The following is a 20,745-nucleotide window of genomic DNA, read 5'->3' as shown; positions in this document are numbered from 1 at the left end:
GGGGAATCAGTGTCCGGTGGCTTCGGTGATGAGCTCTGCGGTGCGGACGGGGCGGTCGAGCATCACGAAGTGCCCGGAGCGGGAGACCACCCGGGTGGTCACGCGGGCCTCGCGGTCCAGCGCGCGGGCCTGGCGCAGCACGTGGCGCACCCACGCGGAGGGACGACGGCGCGGGAGTCGGCCGTTCGCGGCCACCACGAGCACCGGCAGCCGGGGCGGCAGCGGGGTGGTGGCCCGCAGCTCCTCCAGGTGGTGCATGCACGAGCGGTAGCCCACGAGATCGCGCAGGGAGGCCGCCATCGTGCTCTGCGAGGCAGCCTCGGAGAGGACGCGACACCCCAGGGAGGCGGCCACGCGGCGTCGTGCGGGGACGGAGCCCGTGAAGACGGCCGGGCCCAGGGCACGCCACAGCAACCCGACGGGGCGGGACAGGGCCACCGGGAGCGTGGCGCGGCGGAAGCGTCGGGCGGCCCGGGCGGCGTCGACCCCGTGGTCCGTGCCCTCCGCCTCCGGGACGGAGCCGTCCAGCAGGACGAGTCCCGACACGCGCCCGGGGTGCAGCCGGGCGGTGGCCTCCACGACGGCCGCCCCGAAGGAGTGGCCCACGGCGGTGACCGGCTCCGTGATGCCGAGGGTGTCCAGGACGGCAACGAGGCGTGCGGCCTCCTCCTCGAGCGTGGGCAGCTCCGGGGTGACGGGGTCCCCCGGCGCGTAGCCGGGGCGGTCCACCACGACCACGCGGTACCGGTCGCGGAGCAGGCGTGCCAGCGGGAGCCAGTCCCACAGCACGGAGGCCACGCCCGAGGAGCACAGCAGGACGGGCCCGGAACCGGTGTCCAGGATCCTGGTGCGCCGGCCCGCCACCACGGGGGCACTCACGTGCTCTCGCAGCTCCGGGGTGGCGTCGCGGTTCATGCGGCCACCGGCTCGCGCCGGGACCCCAGCCGGTCCACCACGGGGATCCCGGCCACCGCCACGAGCCACACGACGATGGCCAGCATGGACACACGCTGGGTGATCCCCTCCGTGGGAATGCGGGTGACGACGGCGTCCACACCGGACAGTGCGATCGTCACGATCCCTGCCCAGCTGGCGATCCGCACCACGCGGTCGGACGCAGTGCTCAGGGCCAGGGAGGCCGCCATGGCGAGAACGAAGGCCGTGCCGGCGAGCGCTGAGGACACGGTGTGCATCTCGTGCTGGACGGGCAGCGTTCCGGCGGCCTCCGCCGCGGCGCACTCCGGGGAGACGGAGGGGGCGCACGTCATGGGGTTGATGGCGTCCACCACCGTGGCGGCACCGGCCACGGCCAGGGCGGCACTCCACACGCGCACGGCCACGCGTCCGCGCCGTTCGGTGCGCTGCGCGGGGGCGGCACCGCCGAGACCACCGGGCAGCCCGCGCCACAGCGTGCGCGTCCGCGCGTAGGAGAGCACCGCGATCACGATGAGGAGCATCCCGCAGATCCCGTCCGCCGTGCGCAGCAGGGTGGCCGCGGGGCGGTCCGCCACGAAGTACTCGGACGCGTACGAGGTCCACGGGTGCAGCTGCGGGTCCAGCAGCGGGGCCACGAGCCACGCCGAGTAGACCACCGCCACCACGGAGCAGAGCCGGCGTGAAGCCAGGGTCATGGGAACCGGGTCACCCGCCTGTGGTCGTCGTGGTGCTGCGGAAGGTAGCACCGGTTCACTGTACTAGGACGCGACGATGAAGGCCGCCGTGATGCGGCCACCTGGGACGGCCCCCTTTCACCTGCTCAGTGCACTGCTCTCACGTGAGTGAGGGGATGGCCCCGAGGGGCCACTCAGGGTTAGGCTCGCGGCGGCTTCAGCTCCTCCGCGGTGTGCACCACGCGTTCGTGCTGGGTGGGGTGGATCGCGGGGACCCGCAGCGAGACGTTCGCCATGCCCGTGGACCCGGCCATGCGGCGTCGTCGGCTCATGGGGGCGTCCGTGAAGACGCGGCCCAGGGACTCGGCGTTGGCGCGGTACGCGGCGACCATGGGGTCGTCGTTGCGCCTTTCCTCGTATGCGGTCTCCGGTTCGGCGTGCACCGAGTGGCTCAGCTGGACGACCTCCTCGCGGGCTGAGCGGGCAGAGGTGGCTCGTATGGTCGTCATGCCACAGGCGTACGCAAGTACGTACGTTTCCGCCATGGGCGGGCACCGCATGTCGTCATCCCATCACCTTGTTCGTAAAGCCTGGCCAAGGAGCCTGCTGGCGGAACGGGCCTGCTTGCTCTGCCCGCCTCTGCACGGCGCCACCGAGAACCTCGGCTGGTTCCGACGGTGCAGAGAGACAGTCTGGCTGTGTGGCCATTCGGCTCAGGTAGATGTAGCCCTCCCCGCGACAACGGTCGATCCGGAAGCCGCACGTGGTTGCGGGGCTCAGACCTGCGCGGCGAGCGCCTCGTCGTCGTCCTCCGTGGGAAGCGGGCGAGGGGCGGTGCCCCGCATGTCCCGGAAGGTCTTGAAGCTGGCCCAGAGCACCGCCGTGAGGGGGACCGCGAGCAGCGCTCCGGCCACCCCACCCTGGTGCGCGCCGATGGCCAGGGCCGCGATGATCACGAGGCCGTGCAGGCTCAGCGCGGTGCCCATGACCTTGGGCTGCAGGATGTGGTGCTCGATCTGGTTGACCAGGATCACCACGACGACCAGCACCACCGAGGCGAGCGGCCCGGCCGCCACCAGCGCCACCAGTGCGGCCGCGAGCCCGGTGACCAGGGCGCCGACAATCGGGATGAAGGCCCCCAGGAAGATCAGGGCCGCCAGGGGGAACGCCAGCGGCACTCCCATGACGAGCATCGCGATCAGGTCGCACACCGCGGCGAAGGCGGCGATGACCACGGTGCCGCGGATGTACTTGCCCAGCACGTTCACGGAAGCCCGCCCGGCCTCGTTGGCCCGCTCCTGCAGCCGCTCCGGCAGGAACCCCACCAGGAAGTCGGAGATCCGGTCCCCGTCCAGCAGGAAGAAGAACAGCATCACGATCATCAGCAGCGCACCGGTGATGATCTCCGTGGCCACGGAGACCCCGGACAGCGCACTGGATTCCGCGCCGCTGTTCTTGAGGAACTCGGTGACCTGGGAGAGGTACTCGCTCAGGTGGGTGTCGTCCAGCGGGATGCCCCAGCCGGTGAGGATCTCCATCAGCTTGTTCACGCCCTCCTGGGCCTTCCCCGCGAGGGCGGACCACTCAGCGCGCACCGTCAGCGCGATGCCGAACAGCACGGCGGCCAGGCCCACCAGGATGGCCACGAGGCCGGTGATGGCCGACCAGACACGGGTGAAGCCGGCCCGCTGGCGCAGGAACCGCATGATCGGATTCATGGCCGAGGCGATGATGAGGGCCAGGAGCAGCGGCAGCACCACGATCTTCAAGGTCACGGCCAGCCACACGCCCAGCCCGATCACCGCCACCAGGATCAGGGTCTGCAGGGCCCGGGTGGCGGACCGGCCGTAGGCGTCACGCCACATCTGACGCGGGGTGGGGGCGGGGGGCGGAGCCTGCGGCGAGGAGGTCTGCATCGCTGAGGAGTGCTGCTCCGGGCTCTGCCGGGTCGCGGCGGTGCCGCGCGCGGAGGCCATGGGCTGTGGGGAAGCGGTGGAGCCGGAATCGGTCATCGAGGACGTCCTTGGGCCGGAGGGTCGGGGAGGGCGCGACCGGGCGGTATCCACTGCCTCTGGGTGGGTCTGCTCGCGGTCGCGCACTCACACACTAGACCCGGGAGGATGGACGCGCACCACCGCTTCTCTCCCCTGCCGGGCTTGTCCGCTCCACCTGTGGAATGGAGATTCGACGGTGTGTCGAGGTGAAGCCGTGGCCACAGTGCGACGTCAGGCAGTTCCCGCCTCAAGAACGCCGCGCGCGACACCGCGCAACGCCTCGCCCCGGAGTTCCACGGCAAGCCGCTGACCTTCGCCATCGGCTACGGAGACAACGGGGACTTACCAGCGCCCCAAATAGCTGCAACCTTCCAGGACGCCCCGGACGTCGACGCTGACACGATCCCGCTGCACTACGACGGGTCCCACGTGCAGATGATCACCCCAGGCGGTGGCAAGTTCGACCGCGGCCCCATACCCGACGTGTCCGCGGAGGTGACCGCGCTGGGACGGCCCATGCCCTCGGCTTCCCGCACCATGTAGGACCGCGAGTGGCACCCAGACCCCGTGCCCAGCTAGGAGGCGCTGCCCTCTACGGTGAATTTCGGGACGCGGGGTGCACGGCAGCTTCCCTGTTTGACATACCCGCTTCGCGTGCATCACGGATCGCAGTGCGCCGAGTGTGCCGCTCAAAATCTGCGGCTGCGTTTGCTTGTTCCCGCGCCACCATGAACACCATGCGCGTGCATTCGAAGTTCGTCATCTCGCCTCTTCGTGCCCCACGATGAGAGATCGAAAAGTGTCTCGCAGCGGGACACTCACAGCCAAAGCCTCAAGGGCAAAATTGGTCAGTCCTGTACTCACCAGAGGGCTCCAGCAAAGATAGGCACACGCAATCTGAAGCTGTGGACCTCAGGCACTGATTCCTCTACTCAGGTTGGGCTGTTGCACGCACCTGCGTTTTTCAGTCTCCCGAGGCAAACGCCGGCTGGCCGATATCCCCCCACCCCCCCCCCGTCCGGCGCAGTTTTGAAACCATGACCAACATTCCGCTCGGTAATGTGCGAAGTCAGGTCTCCATTGGATAGCTGTTGTATCTCACAGTGATACCGCCGGGCACATGAACCAAGAATGCGGCTACCAGAGGACTGGCCAGCCGAAGGTTTGGATTGGTCCCTTTGGGAGGGTACCCCTCGGCGTCGGTGATGACAGGCCACCCGTTGGTAGAAGTAGCCTGACCTCAGGAACCTCGTTTCATAGCTCCCTAGACAGTCCAAGGGTGGCGGAAAACGCTGGTGGCGGGGCACATAGAGCCATGGTGGCTGCCAGCAGTGTTGGCAAAATAAAAGTTTTACGCGAGATCGCAAGAGTAGCGAGTGTTTTTTCCATGGGAAAGGTTTCGAACGGAGCGGTACAGGTAGTACAGCAGGAACAATGCAAAAACCACCGTGACAGTCATGTAAAGAACGTATACGGCATTCACCCACACGGGGACAATGTCATCTACCGCGTTGCAGTGCACCGAGATGGGATATATATTGTTGTCCAACTTGTATCTGTCAAACATGGGTTCCAGCCGAACACCACGCTTGGCGCAGTCCTCCCTTATGTCCAGGGTTGTTCCTGGAGGCCAAATACGGAAAAGCCCGGTGCAAATGGCTGACAATGCCGTGAGCAATGCAAGGATGATGCTTTTACCCCAGTCGGGTATTCTTCTCTTTCTCACTGGTCCAGCCGCTTCACTAGAGCACGGGTGAAACCTCGCTCGCGCACGTCCCGCGTGTAATCCGCCAACGCTGTGAGCCCGCGCCATGTGGTGCTCGCCGACGCACTCGCGTTGGGTGCCCCCTCGAGCCGCGCCAGGTCCCGTACTGCGTTCTCCGGTACCTGCAGATAAGTCGCCAGTTCCGCCTGCGCTCGCCCCACGGCCTCCCCCACGCTCGTGCGGAGCTCGCTGTGACCCGTGCTGCTCGTCGCGTGCCCGCTCATCCTTACCGCCCTTTCACCGTCTGCAAGCCCTTGTATATCGTCGGCCGGCTGACCCCGAACGCGCGCTACAGCGGCCGCAGGCCGACCACCTGCCACCGCCGCGCGCACAGCTGCGGTTCGCTCCTCGTCCAGCTTTGGTTTCGGTTCTGGGCGCCGGCCCGCGACCCGTGCACGGGCCACGCCTTCCATCGTGCGTTCGCGCAGCAGGTCCCGTTCCCACTCGGCCAGAGTGAGCATCATCTTCCCCGACGCCGTAGAGGTATTCAGGTGCACGTCCAGGGCTTCCAGCCCGATGCCGCGATCAGCGAGCTCCTGCACCGTGCGCAGCGCATCTGCCAGCGACCGTCCCAACCAAGCGACCACGAGGATGTCCTCACCATTACACAGGTAACCCAACACCTCAGCCAGCCCGGGGGTGATCCGCCCCCCGCACCGCTGAGCCGGTCGTGCAACATCCTGGAGCACCCGGCAGCCTCCAGTGCCGCGTCCTGCCCGGCCAGGGATCCTTTCTGGTCACGGTACTGACCCGCGCGTATCCAATCCTCACGGGTACCCCTCCCCCACCTCCCTGCCGTCGTGCAACGGGGCGATGTGTAGAAGATCGCTCGGTTTATTGACAGTGTCACACGGAACCAGTTGGAGGTCCCGAGGGGCGCGCAGGGCGTCAAAAATTTGCGTCGAGGATCCATCTGTCAGCAAACAGGCGGAGATCCACCGTTGCTTGCCACGCGAATCAGCCCCGGCCTCTCCTGTCCGTGCCGGGGCTGATCCATGGCGATGCCCCGGTGTCCCCGCGTTCGAGGCAACGACGCAATCCCTCGAAGTTGCTCGTAGTGCTGGTGGCTTATGGGGTAGCCGTTGCCCACCAAACGTGTGCCCACTCGTGCCTCATGCTGGTTTTCAGCCCGTCTGCGTGAGAGGGATGAAGAGGTTCCCCCCGCCGGTTGGATATCCATGTCAACCGAACGCAAGAACTCGGCTGCGCCCTTGAAAGTGGCCGCGGCGCATAAGTTTCGCACGGACCAGTCCTGCGCTTCTGCCAACACCGCTTTGAAAACTCGCCTCCCGATCCCCTGGCCCCGTGTTCAGGGTCAACGGCAATCTCCCCAAGCAACACATTGCCCGTGAAAGGTTTCACATGCCCCTTCGGGGTCAATGCCCTCGGCAGACGCGCATCGAGACGTGCGTAAGGAACCAGGCGGGAGCCGGTGCTCACTGGAGGTGCGGAGTGGACGACGCCGATCAGCTCACGCCCATTCCACGCACCGAGCCAGAAGTCGGCAAGAAGCTCGGCGCCGTGGTCGCGCCTGAACGCACGCGCGGCACGGTGCGCCTCGTCATCCCGACGGCCAATCTCCCGTGCCTTGACCATGTCAATTTCCTGATCGGCTAGCCAGTGGGCGCGACGCTGGCGCTGCTCGTCAATGATGCCGTAAATGATGACCATTCTCGTTTTCCTGTCCATTGACTAGCCGTCGATGGCTACGAGTCGTGAGCGCGGAATCGCCAAAAGGTGCCCGAGACTGTACGTTCCGGTGGCGCACGGTGCTCTTTGTCTACGGAATGCAATTCGAGAGCGGGCCGAGCGCCACCGGAACAGGCTGGTCACCGGTTAACTGCCGTGGAGTCACCACGACGAGCTCAGGGCTTGTGGTGCTCCTCGTCGGGTTTTCGGCGGTCGTGGTGGCGCTGCCACATGGTGGCCACGAGCGACCCCACGATCAGCGACAGTGCCAGGGGAACGGGGTTGCCCACTGCCCCGAAACCTTCCGTCAAGAGCACCGCCAGGCCAAGCAGAGCCAGAACAACGGCGATGGGGTATCCGATCTTCATACCAGAAGCCTTTCCAAAGGGTCGACCCGTCGTGAACGAGCAGACGAATCAGGAACTACCGGGGCCAGCACACAACGGGACCCACGTGGGGTTTCTTGATGGAGATCCCCTTGTCATTCCAGTTGCACAGTCCTGCGATGCCGCCGGCTGCCGCGAATGCTCCGGCAACCACACCGGCGACTCCCCCCACCCACACCGGTCCAAGACATGATTGCCGCAACCAAGGCGCTGACGCCGGCCCCGGCTGTGAGGGCAATTCCCGTGGGGTAGTTGTACGCACGCTTCATCACTCGCTTCTGAATGTCTCGGACCGTCAGGACAATCCCAGAATGCCAGCAGCACCCGAAAGGATACAAGCATCCGCCACCAAAGGTGACGAATATGTAGAACGCTCCTAACATGTCAATAGCCAAACGGCCAGAGTTTTCCTTATTGCCAGCAGCCTGTTATTTCATAATAAAACTACTCGGGTGACCGCTCCCAGTGCTTTCCGTTGGGCTCTGAGCCTGGTGCGCTACTTGATGTCCCACGCCCGGTGGTTCCCTCACGTTACGTAACTCGCTCCGCCCTCAATTTCTCCCAGGCGGGCAAAGGGTGCTGCCAAGGCGTTGAGCAGCTGGTCATCCCTCCCACGGAACACCGCGTTACCCCCGAATAAGAGCCCCCTCTCCTCGTCGTGAAAGCGACAGGTGTGTCGCTCATACCCGTCTACCGGCAGGGCGTCATCCAACGGCATGACCAGGTGACGCTGCTTCACGCCTGCTCCCAGCCAGCGACATGAGCAACGCGACCTCCACCAGGCGGTGGGCACCACGATCACCGACGCCGCGTGGAACCACACGAACGCGTGGGTCACGTGAAGTGAGGAGCCCTCGGCGCGCGTAGGTGAGAGTCCACCAACCGGCCGGCTCTCCACGATGCTGGACATGAAAAACCGGGCCTGCCTTGCGTCTCCGCAGGTCAGACCCGGTTCGGTGGCTCCCCCGACTGGACTCGAACCAGTAACCCTTCGATTAACAGTCGAATGCTCTGCCAATTGAGCTACGGGGGAATGCACATGTTGCTGCGCAACGAGACGATACTTTACAGCCCCCGCCGGGCTTCCTCAAATCGCCGGGGCGGGCGCCCCCACGCCCCGGCGGCCGTCCACTGGCAAGTGCGCCGCGCCGGCTGCCCCGCGGTCCGGCGGCTGGCCGGAGTCACACCCCCATGAGGCTGCGCCGCTGCAGCTCCAGGTCCAGCAGCTCACGGTTGAGCTGCTGGTAGAGGTCCGGCTCGCGCTGGGCGTTGAGCCGGTTGAGGTGCGCGAGCTTGTCGGACTTCTCCCGGTTGATGTGCATCTCCACGAGCGAGGTGATGACCCCCACCGCGTAGTTGCGCATCTGCTGCTCGGTGGCTGCGGGCAGCGGCGTGACGGACAGCTGCGCCAGGTAGCCATGCAGCGGTTCGGGCAGGTGGTTCCGCACGGCCTCCAGCCACACGCGTCCGCCCTGCACCTGCTCGCCCAGGTCCGCGCGGGCACCCACCACGGCGTCGTGCATCACCTGGTGCACCCGGTACGTCATCCCCGCGGAGTCGAAGTGCCCCCAGTAGGACAGCGGTACCAGGTCCGGAACCTGCAGCACCACCTCCAGCGCCTCGCGCTCCATGCGGGACACCGGCTCCCGGGGATCGGGAAGCTCCACGGGGCGCGGCCCCTGGGACTCCTCGGAAGTGTCACTGTGAGCGCCCGCCGACCCCTGGGTGCCGCCCGCGGCCGCGCGCCCGGGTTCGTGACCCTGCTGCCGTGACCGGGCGCCGTCGTGCCCGGAACCGGCAGACCGGGGCCCAGGGGCAGACCCGGCTCCGGAGCCAGCGGGACCGGAGCCGCCGCGCTGCGCGGACTTCGCCGCCGCGCTCACCGCGCGCATCACCTCGTCCGTCTCGATGCCGAGCCACCCGGAGAGCTCCCGGGCGTAGGCCGGGCGCAGGGAGGGGTCGCGGATCTGAGCCACGATGGGCGCGCACGCCCGCATGGCTCGCAGCCGCCCCTCCAGGCTGTTGACGTCGTGCTCCTTGATGGTGGCCCGCAGCGCGAACTCGAACAGCGGGGTGCGGGTCTCCACGAGGTCCCGCACGGCCACATCCCCGCGGGCCAGGCGGAGGTCGCACGGGTCCATGCCGTGCGGCTCCACGGCCACGTAGGTCTGGGCCACGAAGCGCTGGTCCTCCTGGAAGGCGCGCAGGGCGGCCTTCTGCCCGGCGGCGTCGCCGTCGAAGGTGAAGACCACTTCACCCCCGGCGGAGTCGTCGGAGAGGAAGCGGCGCACGATCTTGATGTGCTCGGGGCCGAACGCCGTGCCGCACGTGGCCACCGCGGTGGGAATCCCGGCCAGGTGGCACGCCATGACATCCGTGTAGCCCTCCACCACCACCACCTGCTTGGTCTTGGCGATGGGCCGCTTGGCCAGGTCGATGCCGTAGAGCACCTGGGACTTCTTGTAGAGCTGGGTCTCGGGGGTGTTGAGGTACTTGGGGCCCTGATCGTCCTCGTAGAGCTTGCGCGCCCCGAAGCCGATCACCTCCCCGGCCACCGCGCGGATGGGCCAGATGAGCCGGCCGCGGAAGCGGTCGTAGAGTCCGCGGTTGCCCTCCGAGAACATGCCGGTGAGCTTGAGCTCCTGGTCCGTGAACCCCTGGTTGCGCAGGTGGTGCAGCAGGTGGGACCAGCCCTGGGGTGCGTAGCCGATGCCGTAGGTGCGGGCGGCGGCGTGGTCGAAGCCCCGCTCCCCCAGGAACTTCTGGGCGGCGGCGGCCTGACGGGTGTAGAGGTTGCGCTGGAAGAACTCGGCGGCCACCTTGTGGGCGTCCAGCAGACGCTGGCGGCGGCCCACCTCCTCGCGGTTGGGCGCCCCGCCCTGCTCGTAGTGCAGCTCGTAGCCGATCCGTGCGGCCAGCCGCTCCACGGTCTCCGTGAACGGGGTGTGGTCCATCTCCATGAGGAACGCGATGACGTCCCCGGACTCGTCGCAGCCGAAGCAGTGGTACGTGCCCATCTGCGGTCGCACGTGGAAGGACGGTGAGCGCTCGTCGTGGAACGGGCAGAGCCCCTTGTAGGAACCGATCCCCGCGGGCTTCAGGGTGACGTACTGCTCCACGACCTCGCGGATGTCCGTGCGCGCGCGAACCTCGTCGATGTCTTCACGCTTGATCAGTCCGGCCACTGGGCCAGTTTAGGCACCCCGTCAAACCGGCACGACGCCGCTCGGGCGGGTGTGCAGGGCGCCCCACCTCACCACAGCGGCTTGTCCCCGGTGCGCCAGTTGGTGCCCCGGATGCGGTCGTGCAGCGCCACGGCCGAGTGGTCCGTGAGGCACGCGATCTGGTCCACCACGAGCCGCAGCCGGGCGGCCTCCGCGCCGGGCCCGTCCCCCAGTTCCCGCCAGTCCGCGGCGAACTCGGTGGCCAGGAACCGCCCGTCCGTCTCCATGAGGGCTTCCACCAGGATGGTGAGGATCTCGTGCTGGTTCTCGTACAGGGGCAGGGCGTCCCGCACGGTCATCACGAACGCCGTGGCAATGCCCTTGAGCACGCCGATCTCCAGCTGGGTCTCCCAGGGGACCACGAGCGAGGCCCGGTAGCGGGTGAGCCGGTCGTCCCCGGCCACGTCCCGGGTGGCCGCCACCGCGGACATCGCGAAGCGCCCGATCAGCTGACTCGTCATATTCTTGAGCCGCGCGAGGTCCGCGCGGGTGCCGTTCATGCGCGGTACCCAGGCGGTGGTGGCCTCCAGGCGGGCCAGGGCGGCGTCGAGCTCCGCGTCCGTGGCCTGGGGCAGGTACCAGCCGCGCGTGCACTCGATGACCCGCCCGCGCTGGGTGGGCTCCGCGAGCAGCTCCAGCTGCAGGGCGTGGGCGGCCACGGCGTCCTCCACGTCGTGCACGCTGTAGGAGATGTCGTCCGCGAGGTCCATCACCTGGGCCTCCAGGCACTTGCGGCCCTGCACCGCGCCCTCTCGGAACCACTCGAACACCGGGAGGTCGTCCTGGTACGCGCCGAACTTGCGGTTGGGGCGCCCGTCCGCGCGGGGCGGGGCGTCCGCGGCGGACCACGGGTACTTGCACGTGGCGTCCAGCGTGGCGCGCGTGAGGTTGAGCCCGGCGGGCTCCCCCGAGGGCGTCATGATCTTGGGTTCCAGGCGCACGAGCAACCGCAGGGTCTGGGCGTTGCCCTCGAAGCCCCCGATGCCCCGGGTGAGCTGGGCGAGCACCGTCTCCCCGTTGTGCCCGAACGGCGGGTGGCCGAGGTCGTGGGAGAGGCACGCGGCGTCCACCACGTCCGGGTCGCAGCCCAGCGCCTTGCCGAGTTCCCGCCCGATCTGCGCGACCTCCAGGGAGTGCGTGAGGCGGTTGCGCACGAAGTCCGAGGTCTGCGGGTCCACCACCTGGGTCTTGGCCGCGAGCCGGCGCAGCGCGGAGCTGTGCAGCACACGCGCGCGGTCCCGCTCGAAGTGGCTGCGGTGGCGGTTGTGGTGGTCCTCGGTGACGAAGCGCTCGGTGTCCGCGGGCGTGTAGCCGGGAGACAGGGACTCCAGCCGGTCGGGGGTGTGCACGGCGCTCAGCCTCCCGAGACGTCGAGCTCGGCGGCCGCGAGACCCAGCCGTTCGGCGTCGCCCAGGATCCGCGAGGACAGCCAGCCGTCCGGCAGGTGCGGCTTCTTGGGCGAGCCCGCGCGCCCGCGGGGCCCCTCCACGTCCGCACCGGGATAGGGGGCGTCCAGGTTCAGCTGGTCCAGCAGCTCGCGCAGCGCGGCGAGCGTGGGCACCTGCGCCATCTTCGCGCGCAGCTCCCCGCCCACGGGGTAGCCCTTGAAGTACCAGGACACGTGCTTGCGGATCTCGCGGCAGCCCTTGGCCTCGTCCCCGAACTCCTCCGTGAGCAGCTCCGCGTGACGGTAGACGGTGTCCGCCACCTTGCGCACCCCCGGACGGAAGCGGCGCGGGCTGCCCTCGAACGCGGCCTGCAGATCCCCGAACAGCCACGGGCGACCCTGGCAGCCGCGGCCCACGACGACGCCGTCCACGCCCGTGTGCTCCACCATGGCCACCGCGTCCTCGGCGGAGAAGATGTCCCCGTTGCCGAGCACGGGGATGTCCGGCAGGGCCTCCCGCAGCCGGGCGATGGCGTCCCAGTTCGCGGTGCCCGAGTAGTGCTGCTCCAGGGTGCGCCCGTGCAGGGCCACCGCGGCCACGCCCTCGTCGCGCGCCATGCGCCCGGCGTCCAGGTAGGTCTGGTGCTCGTCGTCGATGCCGATGCGCATCTTCACCGTCACCGGGATGTCCGCAACGGACGCCTCGCGCACCGCGGTGCTCACGATCGCGCGGAACAGGTCCGTCTTCCACGGCAGGGCGGAGCCGCCACCGCGCTTGGTGACCTTGGGCACCGGGCAACCGAAGTTGAGGTCGATGTGGTCCGCGCGGTCCTCCTCCGCGACCATCCGCACGGCCTTGCCCACGTTCACGGCGTCCACACCGTAGATCTGGATGGAGCGCGGGGTCTCGTCCGGGTCGTGGTGGATGATCCGCAGGGACTCCGGGCGGCGCTCCACCAGGGCACGCGCGGTGACCATCTCGGTCACGTACAGTCCCCCGCCGTACTCGCGGCACAGCTTCCGGAAGGACTTGTTGGTCACCCCGGCCATGGGGGCCAGCACCACGGGCACGTCCACGGTCAGGGGGCCCAGGTGCAGGGGTTTCAGGTTCAGCACGGCCGGTTCGCGGTCCGCGGTCTCAGTCGTCTCGGTGCTCATCGCGTGCCATTGTCTCACTTGCCCGCAACAGCGCTCCCGCTGGGCGGCGTCTCCCGCCCCGCGGACCCCGACGACGCCGCACGGGCCGGTCCCGAGCTCGCATGCCCTGCCGTCGGGCCGTCTCAGACGGTGGCGTCACGCGCGGGCCCGGTCCCGGACGCCGCGATCTGCTCCAGCCGCACCGCGAGCTTGAACGCGCGGATCTGCTCGTCCCGGCGGCCCAGGGTCTTGCACACCGCCCCGAGCTCACGCAGGCACGCCACCCACTCGTCCGTGTGCGCCTCGGGGTCCGGCAGTGCCGAGTACAGGTTCGAGGCGTTCTCCAGGGCGTGCGCGGCGTCGGCCCAGGCCATCCGGTCCCGCGCGAGCGCGGCGAGTCCCTGCCAGCACAGGATCTGCCCGGCGGCATCCCGGCGGGTCCCGCACCCGCTCAGCACCGCCTCGTAGTGCTCCTCCGCGAGCTTGCGCCGCCCGGCCGCCTGGGCCGCCGTGGCCAGGTGGGAGGTCCAGCGCAGGTCCTCGCGCGTGACGAACCCGGCGCTGCGCACGTCCACGGCCCGGGGATCCACACCAGCGGCCTCGGCGCCCTCCTGGAACACGCGGTACGCGTCCCACGGGCGTCCGAGTCCGAGCAGCACGTCCCCCAGCTCCTCCAGGCAGCGCACCCGTCCCCGCACCGAGCGCGCGGAGCGTTCCGCCCGCCGGTACTGGACGGCACCGATCCGGTAATGGTGTTCAGCCCCGGCCAGGTTCTCGGCGTCGCGCTCCAGATCTCCCCACGACGACGCCGCGTCACCCGCCGCGCACCACGCATCCCCCAGCCGGGCGATCCGCAGGGCGTCCTCGAACAGCGTCCGGGCCGCGGCGAGGTCCCCGCGCTCACGGGCGGCGAGGCCGCGCTTGAGCCGGCGGGCGGAGGTGTGGGCTGCGAACACTCTGGGACTCCCGGAACGGTGCTAGCGGACCCGACGCCCCGCGGGCGACGGGATCAGGGTGAGGAACAGGGGGTCGCGGAAGCCGTGCTCCGCGAAGGACCCGCACACGGACGCGGCGAGCGCCTCGACGTCATCCGCGGGTGCCAGGGCGATCACCGAGCCGCCGAAGCCGCCGCCCACCACCTTGGCGCCCAGGGCGCCGGCGTCCAGGCACGCGGTCACGGCGGCGTCGAGCTCGGGGACGGTGACCTGGCAGTCGCGACGCATGGACTCGTGGCCAGCCACGAGCAGGCGGCCCACGAGTGACCAGTCCGGGTCCGGGGAGGAGAGCTGGTCCGCGATGCGCACCGAGCGGACCATCTCCGTCAAGGAGTGGCGCAGCCGCAGCCGCACACCTTCCGGGTTGCCGCGCAGGGCGGCCCCGGAGGAGACCAGTGCGTCGAAGTGCTCGAGGACCGTGGCGGCGTCGTCCTCGGTGGGGTGCTCCGGCAGGGCGTCGCGCAGGCGGGCCACGCCCAGGACGGCGGCCGCGGCCTCGCACTCGTCCCGGCGGGAGCTGTACTGGCCGTCCGCGAGCCGGTGCGGGGCGCGGGTGTCCACCGCGAGCCACGTGAGACCGGCTGCGGAGGGGTCGGCGGGCAGGTGGGTGGCGTCGAAGTCGCGGCAGTCCAGGGCGATCATCTCGCCCGCGTGCGAGCGCAGGGACGCGGTCTGGTCCAGGCCGCCCGTGTTGGCGCCCACGATGTAGTTCTCGGCATCCATGCACGCGCGCGCGAGGGCGCGGCGGTGGGCGTCGTCGGGGTCGTCCTCGCCCGTGTGCAGCGAGTGCAGCGCGAGCGCCACGGAGCACTCCAGGGCCGCGGAGGAGGCGAGTCCGGCGCCGATGGGCACGGTGGAGTCCACCATGAGGTCCGCGCCGAACTCCGCGGGCAGGGTGAGCTCCGGTACGGCCACCGGGTGCGCGGAGGCGCCCGCGGCCACACGGTTCATGCCCCAGGCGACGCCGGCGGCGTACCCGAACCAGCCGCTGATCCCCCCGGGGGCGATCTGCGCCACGCGGGTCTCCCGCAGCCGGTGGTCCGCCACGGACTCGTCCGCGTCCTGCAGGGACAGCGCCCGCAGCACCCCGTCCGTGCGCGGTGCGGCGGCGGTGAGGGTCACGTACTGGTGCGCGAACGGCAGGCACATCCCGCCCGAGAAGTCGATGTACTCCCCCATGAGGTTGGCGCGCCCGGGCGCGGCCCACACCCCCGCCGGTGCGCGGCCGTAGGCCCGCTCGAAGCGCTCGCCCAGCTCCCGTGCCCGGGCGGCGACGTCCGGCTGGGGCACCCACTGCGGGCACCCGGCTTCCTCCGGCGGGGCGACGACGCTGGCTTCACAGGACACGGACGGTTTCCTCACGTGGTGGATCGGGTGGTGCGGGGCGACAGACCATTGTCCCCTACGCGCCGCGGAAGTGCTGCTCCAGCTCCTCCAGGGTGCGGTCCTTGGTCTCCGGGGCCACACGGTGCACCCACACGAGCGCCACGAGCTGCAGGGCCACGAAGATCAACACCGTGTACCCCACCCCCAGGGCGTCCGTGAGCAGGGGGAAGGTCAGCCCCACCACGAACGTCATCATCCACAGCAACCACGCGCACGCGCCCATTCCCACCCCGCGCACGGACAGCGGGAAGATCTCGGACATGTACAGCCACGTGACGGTTCCCACGCAGCACTGCTCGAAGCCCACGAACACCACGATGCACGCGAGCACCGCCCACGGCCGGGCAGCGCTGTCCTCGGGGATCAGCAGGTAGCACAGCGCGAACGCGGTCAGCGAGGTGATGGTCCCCGCCAGCCCGGTGAGCAGCAGCGGGCGCCGGCCCACGTGCTTGAGCAGCACCATGGCGAGCGCCACGGCGGCCACGCCCACGAACCCGGGGATGATGTTCGCGTAGAACGCCCCGTTGCCGCCGAAGCCCGAGTCCTGCAGCACGGTCACGCCGTAGTACTGGATGGCGTTGATCCCGGAGATCTGGTTGATCACGGCCATGGCCGCACCGATCCCGAAGATGCCGCGGATCCACGGCACGCGCACGAGGTCCAGCACACCGGCGGCGGGACGGTCCGCGTCCTGCGCGGCGAGCTCCCGCACGCCCTCGGCCTCGTCCGCGGTGTAGGCGTGCTGCCGGATGCGCTGGAGCACCCGCACCATCTCGTCCAGGCGGCCGCGGCGGGCCAGCCAGCGCGGGGACTCCGGCACCACGGTCATCCCCACCCACAGCACCAGCGCGGGCACCGTGGCGAGCACCAGCATGTAGCGCCACACGTGCGGGACGTGCCCGAACGCCGTCGCCAGACCCGCGTTGAAGACGAACGCGAGCGCCTGCCCACCCACGATCATCAGCTCGTTCTGGGCCACCACCCGCCCGCGCAGGTGGGCGGGTGCCAGCTCCGCGAGGAACACGGGCACGATCACCGACGACGCACCCACGGCCAGTCCCAGCACCGCACGGAACGCCACGAGCACCCCCACCGAGGGGGCGAGTGCGCAGCCGAGCGTCGCGGCCACGAACAGCACCGCGAGCACCGTGAGCACACGACGCCGCCCGAAACGGTCCGCGAACCGCCCACCGAACGCCGCGCCCCAGGCCGCGCCGAACGGCAGGATGGAGGCGACCAGCCCCTCCAGCAACGGAGTGAGCCGCAGATCCGTGACCAGGGAGGGCAGAGCGCCGTTGATCACGCCGGTGTCGTAGCCGAACAGCAGCCCGCCGAACGTGGCCACGGTGGCGATCAGCCGCAGCCGCCCGTTCAGGGGCTGGGTGTCGGGTGGAGAGGCCGCGCGGTCCGAGCGGGGTGTCACCTGGGAGCCGGTCATGGAAGTCCTTTCGTCCGTGAACGTCATACCACGGTCCTCACCGCGGAAAGCACATGCGCGGGGGTGGGGCGGTGCTCGGGCAGGCCGCGCATGCGAAGGCCCTCCCGCCGAGTGCTCGGAGGGAGGGCCTTCGCGGCAGGTGCTAGGGGTGCCCGATATTCGTCGGGAGCACGCGGTCCCCGCGTGCACCTCCCCCGCAGCTGGGTAGAGGATCAAGGTATTGCCATGACCCACTCCCCAACCCGCCGCAGCACATTCCCGCCACCTTTCATACTGGGTCTGGCGAGGCAGTCTTCAACGACGGGTCTGATGGGCGGGCGTCAGGAACGAGCGCGACGGTGCCGGACAAGAAGGTAGACGGTGGCTGCGGCAAACATCACCGTGGCAACCACGGAGCCCTCGAAACCAAAACCGCCGCCGGTGAGCCAGCTCGGAGACCCGTCCACCGTGGAGTAGTGCGCCATCCGAGTTGCGAAGGGGTTGTTCGACACAGCCGCTCCCCAGATGTTCCCCTGCGCCCAGTTCCACACGGTGTGCCAGGCACACGCGGCCCACAGGTTGCCGGTGACATACGTCCAAGCCGCCAGGAAAGTGGCGAAGAGGAAGAGATTGAGCACCGTCACAAAGGTTGCTCCACCGTTCGAGCTGTGCAGGGCCGAGAACACGACTGCCTGGAGGAGGAACGCAGCAGGTGCACCCCAGCGGGCGAGGGCCTGACTGAGGTACCCCCGGAACACGATCTCCTCGGTGGAGCTCTGGATCGCGAATCCGACGAGGACGATGAGAACACCTCCGAGCGCGCCCCAGGAGAAGGATCCGAGAGTGGCGGTTCCTGCGATCAGATTGACAGCCACGACGATGGCGGTCATGCCGAATCCCACCAGGCTGCCCACGAGGAGACCGCGGAATGCTCCAGCGGTCAACCCGACACTGCGAATCGAGCGTTTCTCCTTGAACTTCACCCATGCCAGCAGGGCCAGTGCCCAGCCCAGGAACGGGACGGTGAGGCCGAGCTGAGCGATCATCGACTGAGGCGGAGTGTCGTCAACCATCAGCAGCGGCAGAAAGACGAACTGGCCAAGCATCGCCAGGCCTGCGACGAGGAGTCCGACCACTGGCCCAGTAGGACGCCGTGCCTCCTTCATTCCCTGCAGGATCAGGGGAGGTGAGCAGGATCCCGGAGATCTTGACGTGATTTCATGACGAGGCGAGGACGCGGAGGACATGATTCCCTTTCGAGTAGCGGCAGTATTGGTGGGCCCATGCCCTCCTCTTCGAGGGAAAGGGCGATGGGGATCCATCGTGACACCTAGTCCAGGACCAGGGTCTCGGTCTCCGTGACCACCCGTGCCACCCCGGCGGCCAGGAGGTTGTCCACCACGGCCACCAGCGGGCCCATGGAGTCGTCCACCTGGATCTCCACCGGGTAGTCGCTCACGAGCAGCGCCAGCAGGGTCTCCAGTGCGGCACCGGACTGCTCCGGGGTGGCGCCGGCCGTCCCGGGGACGTAGCCCAGCAGCACGTCCGCCACCTCGTTCGGCAGGGGCTCGTCGTGCGGGTTGGCGGGGTCGAACGGGCGGTAGCTCACGGCGAAAGCACCGATCGGGCCCTTCCCCTCCGTACCGTCCACCGTGCGCCGCAGCACCACCGCGCCGTAGGCCCCGGCGGTGTCCGAGAGGAACTGCTTGTTGACCGCCCCGATGCTCACGTCCCCCACGGGATCCCACTCGTGCACCGCACGGTAGAAGGCCTCCACGGCCCGGGTGAGCTCCACCGAACCGGTCGCGAGGTCCGCCACGGACTCGGCGTCCGAGCCGTCGGCGTTCTTGCCCATCGTGGGCTGCGGCAGGGCGCCGGCGTCCACGCGGACCACGCGCGAGCGCATGGTGTCCACGAACCCGAGGGAGCGGGCGAAGCCCTCCCCTGTGGAGCCCGGGGTCATGCGCGTGCGCAGGGCCTCGACGGGAGCACCGGCCTCACGGGCCGCTGCCCGCAGCCGGGACACCAGTTCCCGCCCGATGCCCTCGTGGCGGTGGTCCGGGGCCACCTCCACGAACAGCCACAGCCGCTGCGGGTGCCACGCGGAGGCGTAGCAGACCCCCGCGGCGACCGGGACGTCGTCGTCGGTGGCCACCAGCGTCGTGGAGAAGCCGCTGTGGTCCTCAGCACCGAGCCGGGCACGGAACGCCTGGACGGGCGCGGACTCGGCGTCGGGCCACAGTTCCAGCAGGCGGAGGTCGTCGTCCTCCTGCCAGAGGCGGTAGTCGATGCTCATGCGCTCACTTCTCCAGGCGCTCGGCCAGGTACTGCTGCACGCGGTCCAGGCCCACGCGCTCCTGGGTCATCTCGTCCCGGGAGCGGATGGTCACGGCCTGGTCCTCCAGGGTGTCGAAGTCCACGGTGATGCAGAACGGGGTGCCGATCTCGTCCTGGCGACGGTAGCGGCGCCCGATGGCCCCGGCGTCGTCGTAGTCGATGTTCCAGCGGCGGCGCAGCTCGGCGTCCAGGTTCTGCGCGTCGGGGCGCAGGTCCTCCTTCTTGGACAGCGGCAGCACGGCGGCCTTGACCGGGGCCAGGCGGGGGTCCAGGCGCAGCACAGTGCGGGTGTCCACACCGCCCTTGGTGTTGGGCGCCTCGTCCTCCACGTACGCATCCACCAGGAACGCCATCATGGAGCGGGTCAGCCCGAAGGACGGCTCGATGACGTACGGGGTGTAGCGCTCGCCGGAGGCCTGGTCGAAGTACTGCATCTTGGTTCCGGAGGCCTCGGTGTGGTTGCTGAGGTCGAAGTCCGTGCGGTTGGCCACGCCCATCAGCTCACCCCACTCGGAGCCCTGGAAGCCGAAGCGGTACTCGATGTCGATGGTGCCGTCCGAGTAGTGCGCGCGGTCGTTCTCGGGGACGTCGTAGCGGCGCATGTTGTCCGGGTTCACGCCCAGGTCCACGAACCAGTTCCAGCACGCCTCGACCCACTCGTCGAAGTACTGCGTGGCCTCGTCCGGGTGGATGAAGTACTCGATCTCCATCTGCTCGAACTCGCGCGTGCGGAAGATGAAGTTGCCGGGGGTGATCTCGTTGCGGAACGCCTTGCCGATCTGTCCGATGCCGAACGGCGGCTTCTTGCGGGCGGCGGTGACCACGTTGAGGAAGTTCACGAAGATGCCCTGGGCGGTCTCCGGGCGCAGGAAGTGCTTGCCCTCCTCGTTGTCCACGGGGCCCAGGAAGGTCTTCATCAGACCGGAGAACTGCTGCGGCTCGGTCCACTTGCCGTCCTGGCCGGTCTCCGGGTCCTTGACGTCCGCCAGCCCGTTGACCGGCGGGTGCCCGTGCTTGGCCTCGTACGCCTCCAGCAGGTGGTCCGCACGGTAGCGCTTGTGGGTGTGCAGGGACTCCACCAGGGGGTCCGTGAACGTCTCCACGTGCCCGGAGGCCTGCCACACCGCGGACGGCAGGATGATCGAGGAGTCCAGGCCCACCATGTCCGCGCGGCCACGCACGAAGGTCTGCCACCACTCGCGCTTGATGTTCTCCTTCAGCTCCGCACCCAGGGGCCCGTAGTCCCACGCGGAGCGCGAACCGCCGTAGATCTCACCCGCCTGGAACACGAAGCCCCGGCGCTTGGCCAGGGAGATGACATTGTCCAGGGTGGATTTCGGGGCCATGCGGTCTCACTTCCGTTTCTCGCGCGGGCCTCGCGAGGGCTCGCGCGTGGGGATCGGTGGGCTCAGGCTCTC

At 69.1% G+C, this 20,745-nt stretch carries 16 protein-coding genes and 1 tRNA gene; 1 reads left to right on the top strand and 16 read right to left on the bottom strand.

Translation table 11 applies throughout. From position 1 onward, the window contains the following. Positions 1–6 precede the first annotated feature (6 nt). From EAE32_RS09375 to EAE32_RS09355, 5 genes are all read right to left on the bottom strand, one after another. Positions 7–915 (bottom strand): alpha/beta fold hydrolase, encoded by a 909-nt coding sequence (locus EAE32_RS09375; protein ID WP_121844892.1) that lies wholly within the window; start codon positions 913–915, stop codon positions 7–9. Next, entirely contained in the window at positions 912–1,631 is a 720-nt protein-coding gene (locus tag EAE32_RS09370) for a DUF998 domain-containing protein (protein WP_121844893.1), read from the bottom strand. Before EAE32_RS09370 ends, EAE32_RS09375 begins: the two co-directional genes overlap by 4 nt. Positions 1,632–1,810: 179 nt before the next feature. Further along, on the bottom strand, positions 1,811–2,119 hold the full coding sequence (locus tag EAE32_RS11895; protein WP_206059827.1) for a hypothetical protein: 309 nt from the start codon (positions 2,117–2,119) through the stop codon (positions 1,811–1,813). Positions 2,120–2,386: 267 nt separating this feature from the next. Continuing rightward, positions 2,387–3,622 carry an AI-2E family transporter gene (locus EAE32_RS09360; RefSeq protein ID WP_121864978.1) on the bottom strand — a complete coding sequence of 412 codons (1,236 nt, stop codon included), beginning with the start codon at positions 3,620–3,622 and terminating at the stop codon, positions 2,387–2,389. Positions 3,623–5,326: 1,704 nt separating this feature from the next. Then, entirely contained in the window at positions 5,327–6,058 is a 732-nt protein-coding gene (locus EAE32_RS09355) for a recombinase family protein (RefSeq protein WP_121864977.1), read from the bottom strand. A gap of 763 nt (positions 6,059–6,821) precedes the next feature. On the opposite strand from EAE32_RS09355, the gene EAE32_RS11815 reads away from it, so the two are divergent. Further along, positions 6,822–6,986 carry a hypothetical protein gene (locus EAE32_RS11815; RefSeq protein WP_165860493.1) on the top strand — a complete coding sequence of 55 codons (165 nt, stop codon included), beginning with the start codon at positions 6,822–6,824 and terminating at the stop codon, positions 6,984–6,986. 248 nt (positions 6,987–7,234) lie between these two features. Here the strand turns inward: EAE32_RS11815 and EAE32_RS09350 are convergent, their stop codons facing one another. From EAE32_RS09350 to EAE32_RS09295, 11 genes are all read right to left on the bottom strand, one after another. Then, positions 7,235–7,426: a hypothetical protein gene (locus tag EAE32_RS09350; protein ID WP_121864976.1), complete on the bottom strand. Its 192-nt coding sequence runs from the start codon at positions 7,424–7,426 to the stop codon at positions 7,235–7,237. A 975-nt stretch (positions 7,427–8,401) separates the two neighbouring features. Further along, a tRNA-Asn gene (locus EAE32_RS09340) sits at positions 8,402–8,477 on the bottom strand. A gap of 148 nt (positions 8,478–8,625) precedes the next feature. Then, positions 8,626–10,629 (bottom strand): DNA primase, encoded by a 2,004-nt coding sequence (gene dnaG, locus EAE32_RS09335; protein ID WP_121864974.1) that lies wholly within the window; start codon positions 10,627–10,629, stop codon positions 8,626–8,628. A gap of 68 nt (positions 10,630–10,697) precedes the next feature. Beyond that, positions 10,698–12,017: a deoxyguanosinetriphosphate triphosphohydrolase gene (locus tag EAE32_RS09330; protein ID WP_121864973.1), complete on the bottom strand. Its 1,320-nt coding sequence runs from the start codon at positions 12,015–12,017 to the stop codon at positions 10,698–10,700. Positions 12,018–12,022: 5 nt separating this feature from the next. Continuing rightward, positions 12,023–13,213, bottom strand: coding sequence for a tRNA dihydrouridine synthase DusB (dusB, locus tag EAE32_RS09325; RefSeq protein WP_121864972.1), 1,191 nt, complete (start codon positions 13,211–13,213; stop codon positions 12,023–12,025). Positions 13,214–13,335: 122 nt separating this feature from the next. Continuing rightward, entirely contained in the window at positions 13,336–14,148 is an 813-nt protein-coding gene (locus EAE32_RS09320) for a tetratricopeptide repeat protein (RefSeq protein ID WP_121864971.1), read from the bottom strand. Positions 14,149–14,169: 21 nt separating this feature from the next. Beyond that, positions 14,170–15,534 (bottom strand): galactokinase, encoded by a 1,365-nt coding sequence (locus tag EAE32_RS09315; RefSeq protein WP_121864970.1) that lies wholly within the window; start codon positions 15,532–15,534, stop codon positions 14,170–14,172. A 55-nt stretch (positions 15,535–15,589) separates the two neighbouring features. After that, a complete protein-coding gene (locus tag EAE32_RS09310) occupies positions 15,590–17,011 on the bottom strand; it encodes a sugar porter family MFS transporter (protein ID WP_121864969.1) in 1,422 nt (473 codons plus the stop codon). Positions 17,012–17,331: 320 nt separating this feature from the next. Then, a complete protein-coding gene (locus tag EAE32_RS09305) occupies positions 17,332–18,126 on the bottom strand; it encodes a CPBP family intramembrane glutamic endopeptidase (RefSeq protein ID WP_165860492.1) in 795 nt (264 codons plus the stop codon). A 194-nt stretch (positions 18,127–18,320) separates the two neighbouring features. After that, on the bottom strand, positions 18,321–19,286 hold the full coding sequence (locus EAE32_RS09300; RefSeq protein WP_121864967.1) for a GNAT family N-acetyltransferase: 966 nt from the start codon (positions 19,284–19,286) through the stop codon (positions 18,321–18,323). 4 nt (positions 19,287–19,290) lie between these two features. Continuing rightward, the gene (locus EAE32_RS09295; protein ID WP_121864966.1) at positions 19,291–20,673 is read right to left on the bottom strand and encodes a glycine--tRNA ligase; all 1,383 of its coding nucleotides are present in this window, start codon (positions 20,671–20,673) and stop codon (positions 19,291–19,293) included. Positions 20,674–20,745 lie beyond the last annotated feature (72 nt).

It is taken from the genome of Kocuria tytonicola, from assembly GCF_003687175.1.
GTDB lineage: Bacteria > Actinomycetota > Actinomycetes > Actinomycetales > Micrococcaceae > Kocuria > Kocuria tytonicola.
The sequence above is the reverse complement of the archived record's forward strand: the minus strand, read 5'-3'. Positions and strand labels throughout refer to the sequence as shown.

What these genes read in the sequence shown, in the direction of transcription:
- EAE32_RS09350 (WP_121864976.1), bottom strand. Translation starts at nt 7,426, where the DNA reads ATGAAGATCGGATACCCCATCGCCGTTGTTCTGGCTCTGCTTGGCCTG.
- EAE32_RS09370 (WP_121844893.1), bottom strand. Translation starts at nt 1,631, where the DNA reads ATGACCCTGGCTTCACGCCGGCTCTGCTCCGTGGTGGCGGTGGTCTAC.
- EAE32_RS09375 (WP_121844892.1), bottom strand. Translation starts at nt 915, where the DNA reads ATGAACCGCGACGCCACCCCGGAGCTGCGAGAGCACGTGAGTGCCCCC.
- EAE32_RS09295 (WP_121864966.1), bottom strand. Translation starts at nt 20,673, where the DNA reads ATGGCCCCGAAATCCACCCTGGACAATGTCATCTCCCTGGCCAAGCGC.
- dusB (WP_121864972.1), bottom strand. Translation starts at nt 13,213, where the DNA reads ATGAGCACCGAGACGACTGAGACCGCGGACCGCGAACCGGCCGTGCTG.
- EAE32_RS09310 (WP_121864969.1), bottom strand. Translation starts at nt 17,011, where the DNA reads ATGACCGGCTCCCAGGTGACACCCCGCTCGGACCGCGCGGCCTCTCCA.
- EAE32_RS11895 (WP_206059827.1), bottom strand. Translation starts at nt 2,119, where the DNA reads ATGACGACCATACGAGCCACCTCTGCCCGCTCAGCCCGCGAGGAGGTC.
- EAE32_RS09360 (WP_121864978.1), bottom strand. Translation starts at nt 3,622, where the DNA reads ATGACCGATTCCGGCTCCACCGCTTCCCCACAGCCCATGGCCTCCGCG.
- EAE32_RS09300 (WP_121864967.1), bottom strand. Translation starts at nt 19,286, where the DNA reads ATGAGCATCGACTACCGCCTCTGGCAGGAGGACGACGACCTCCGCCTG.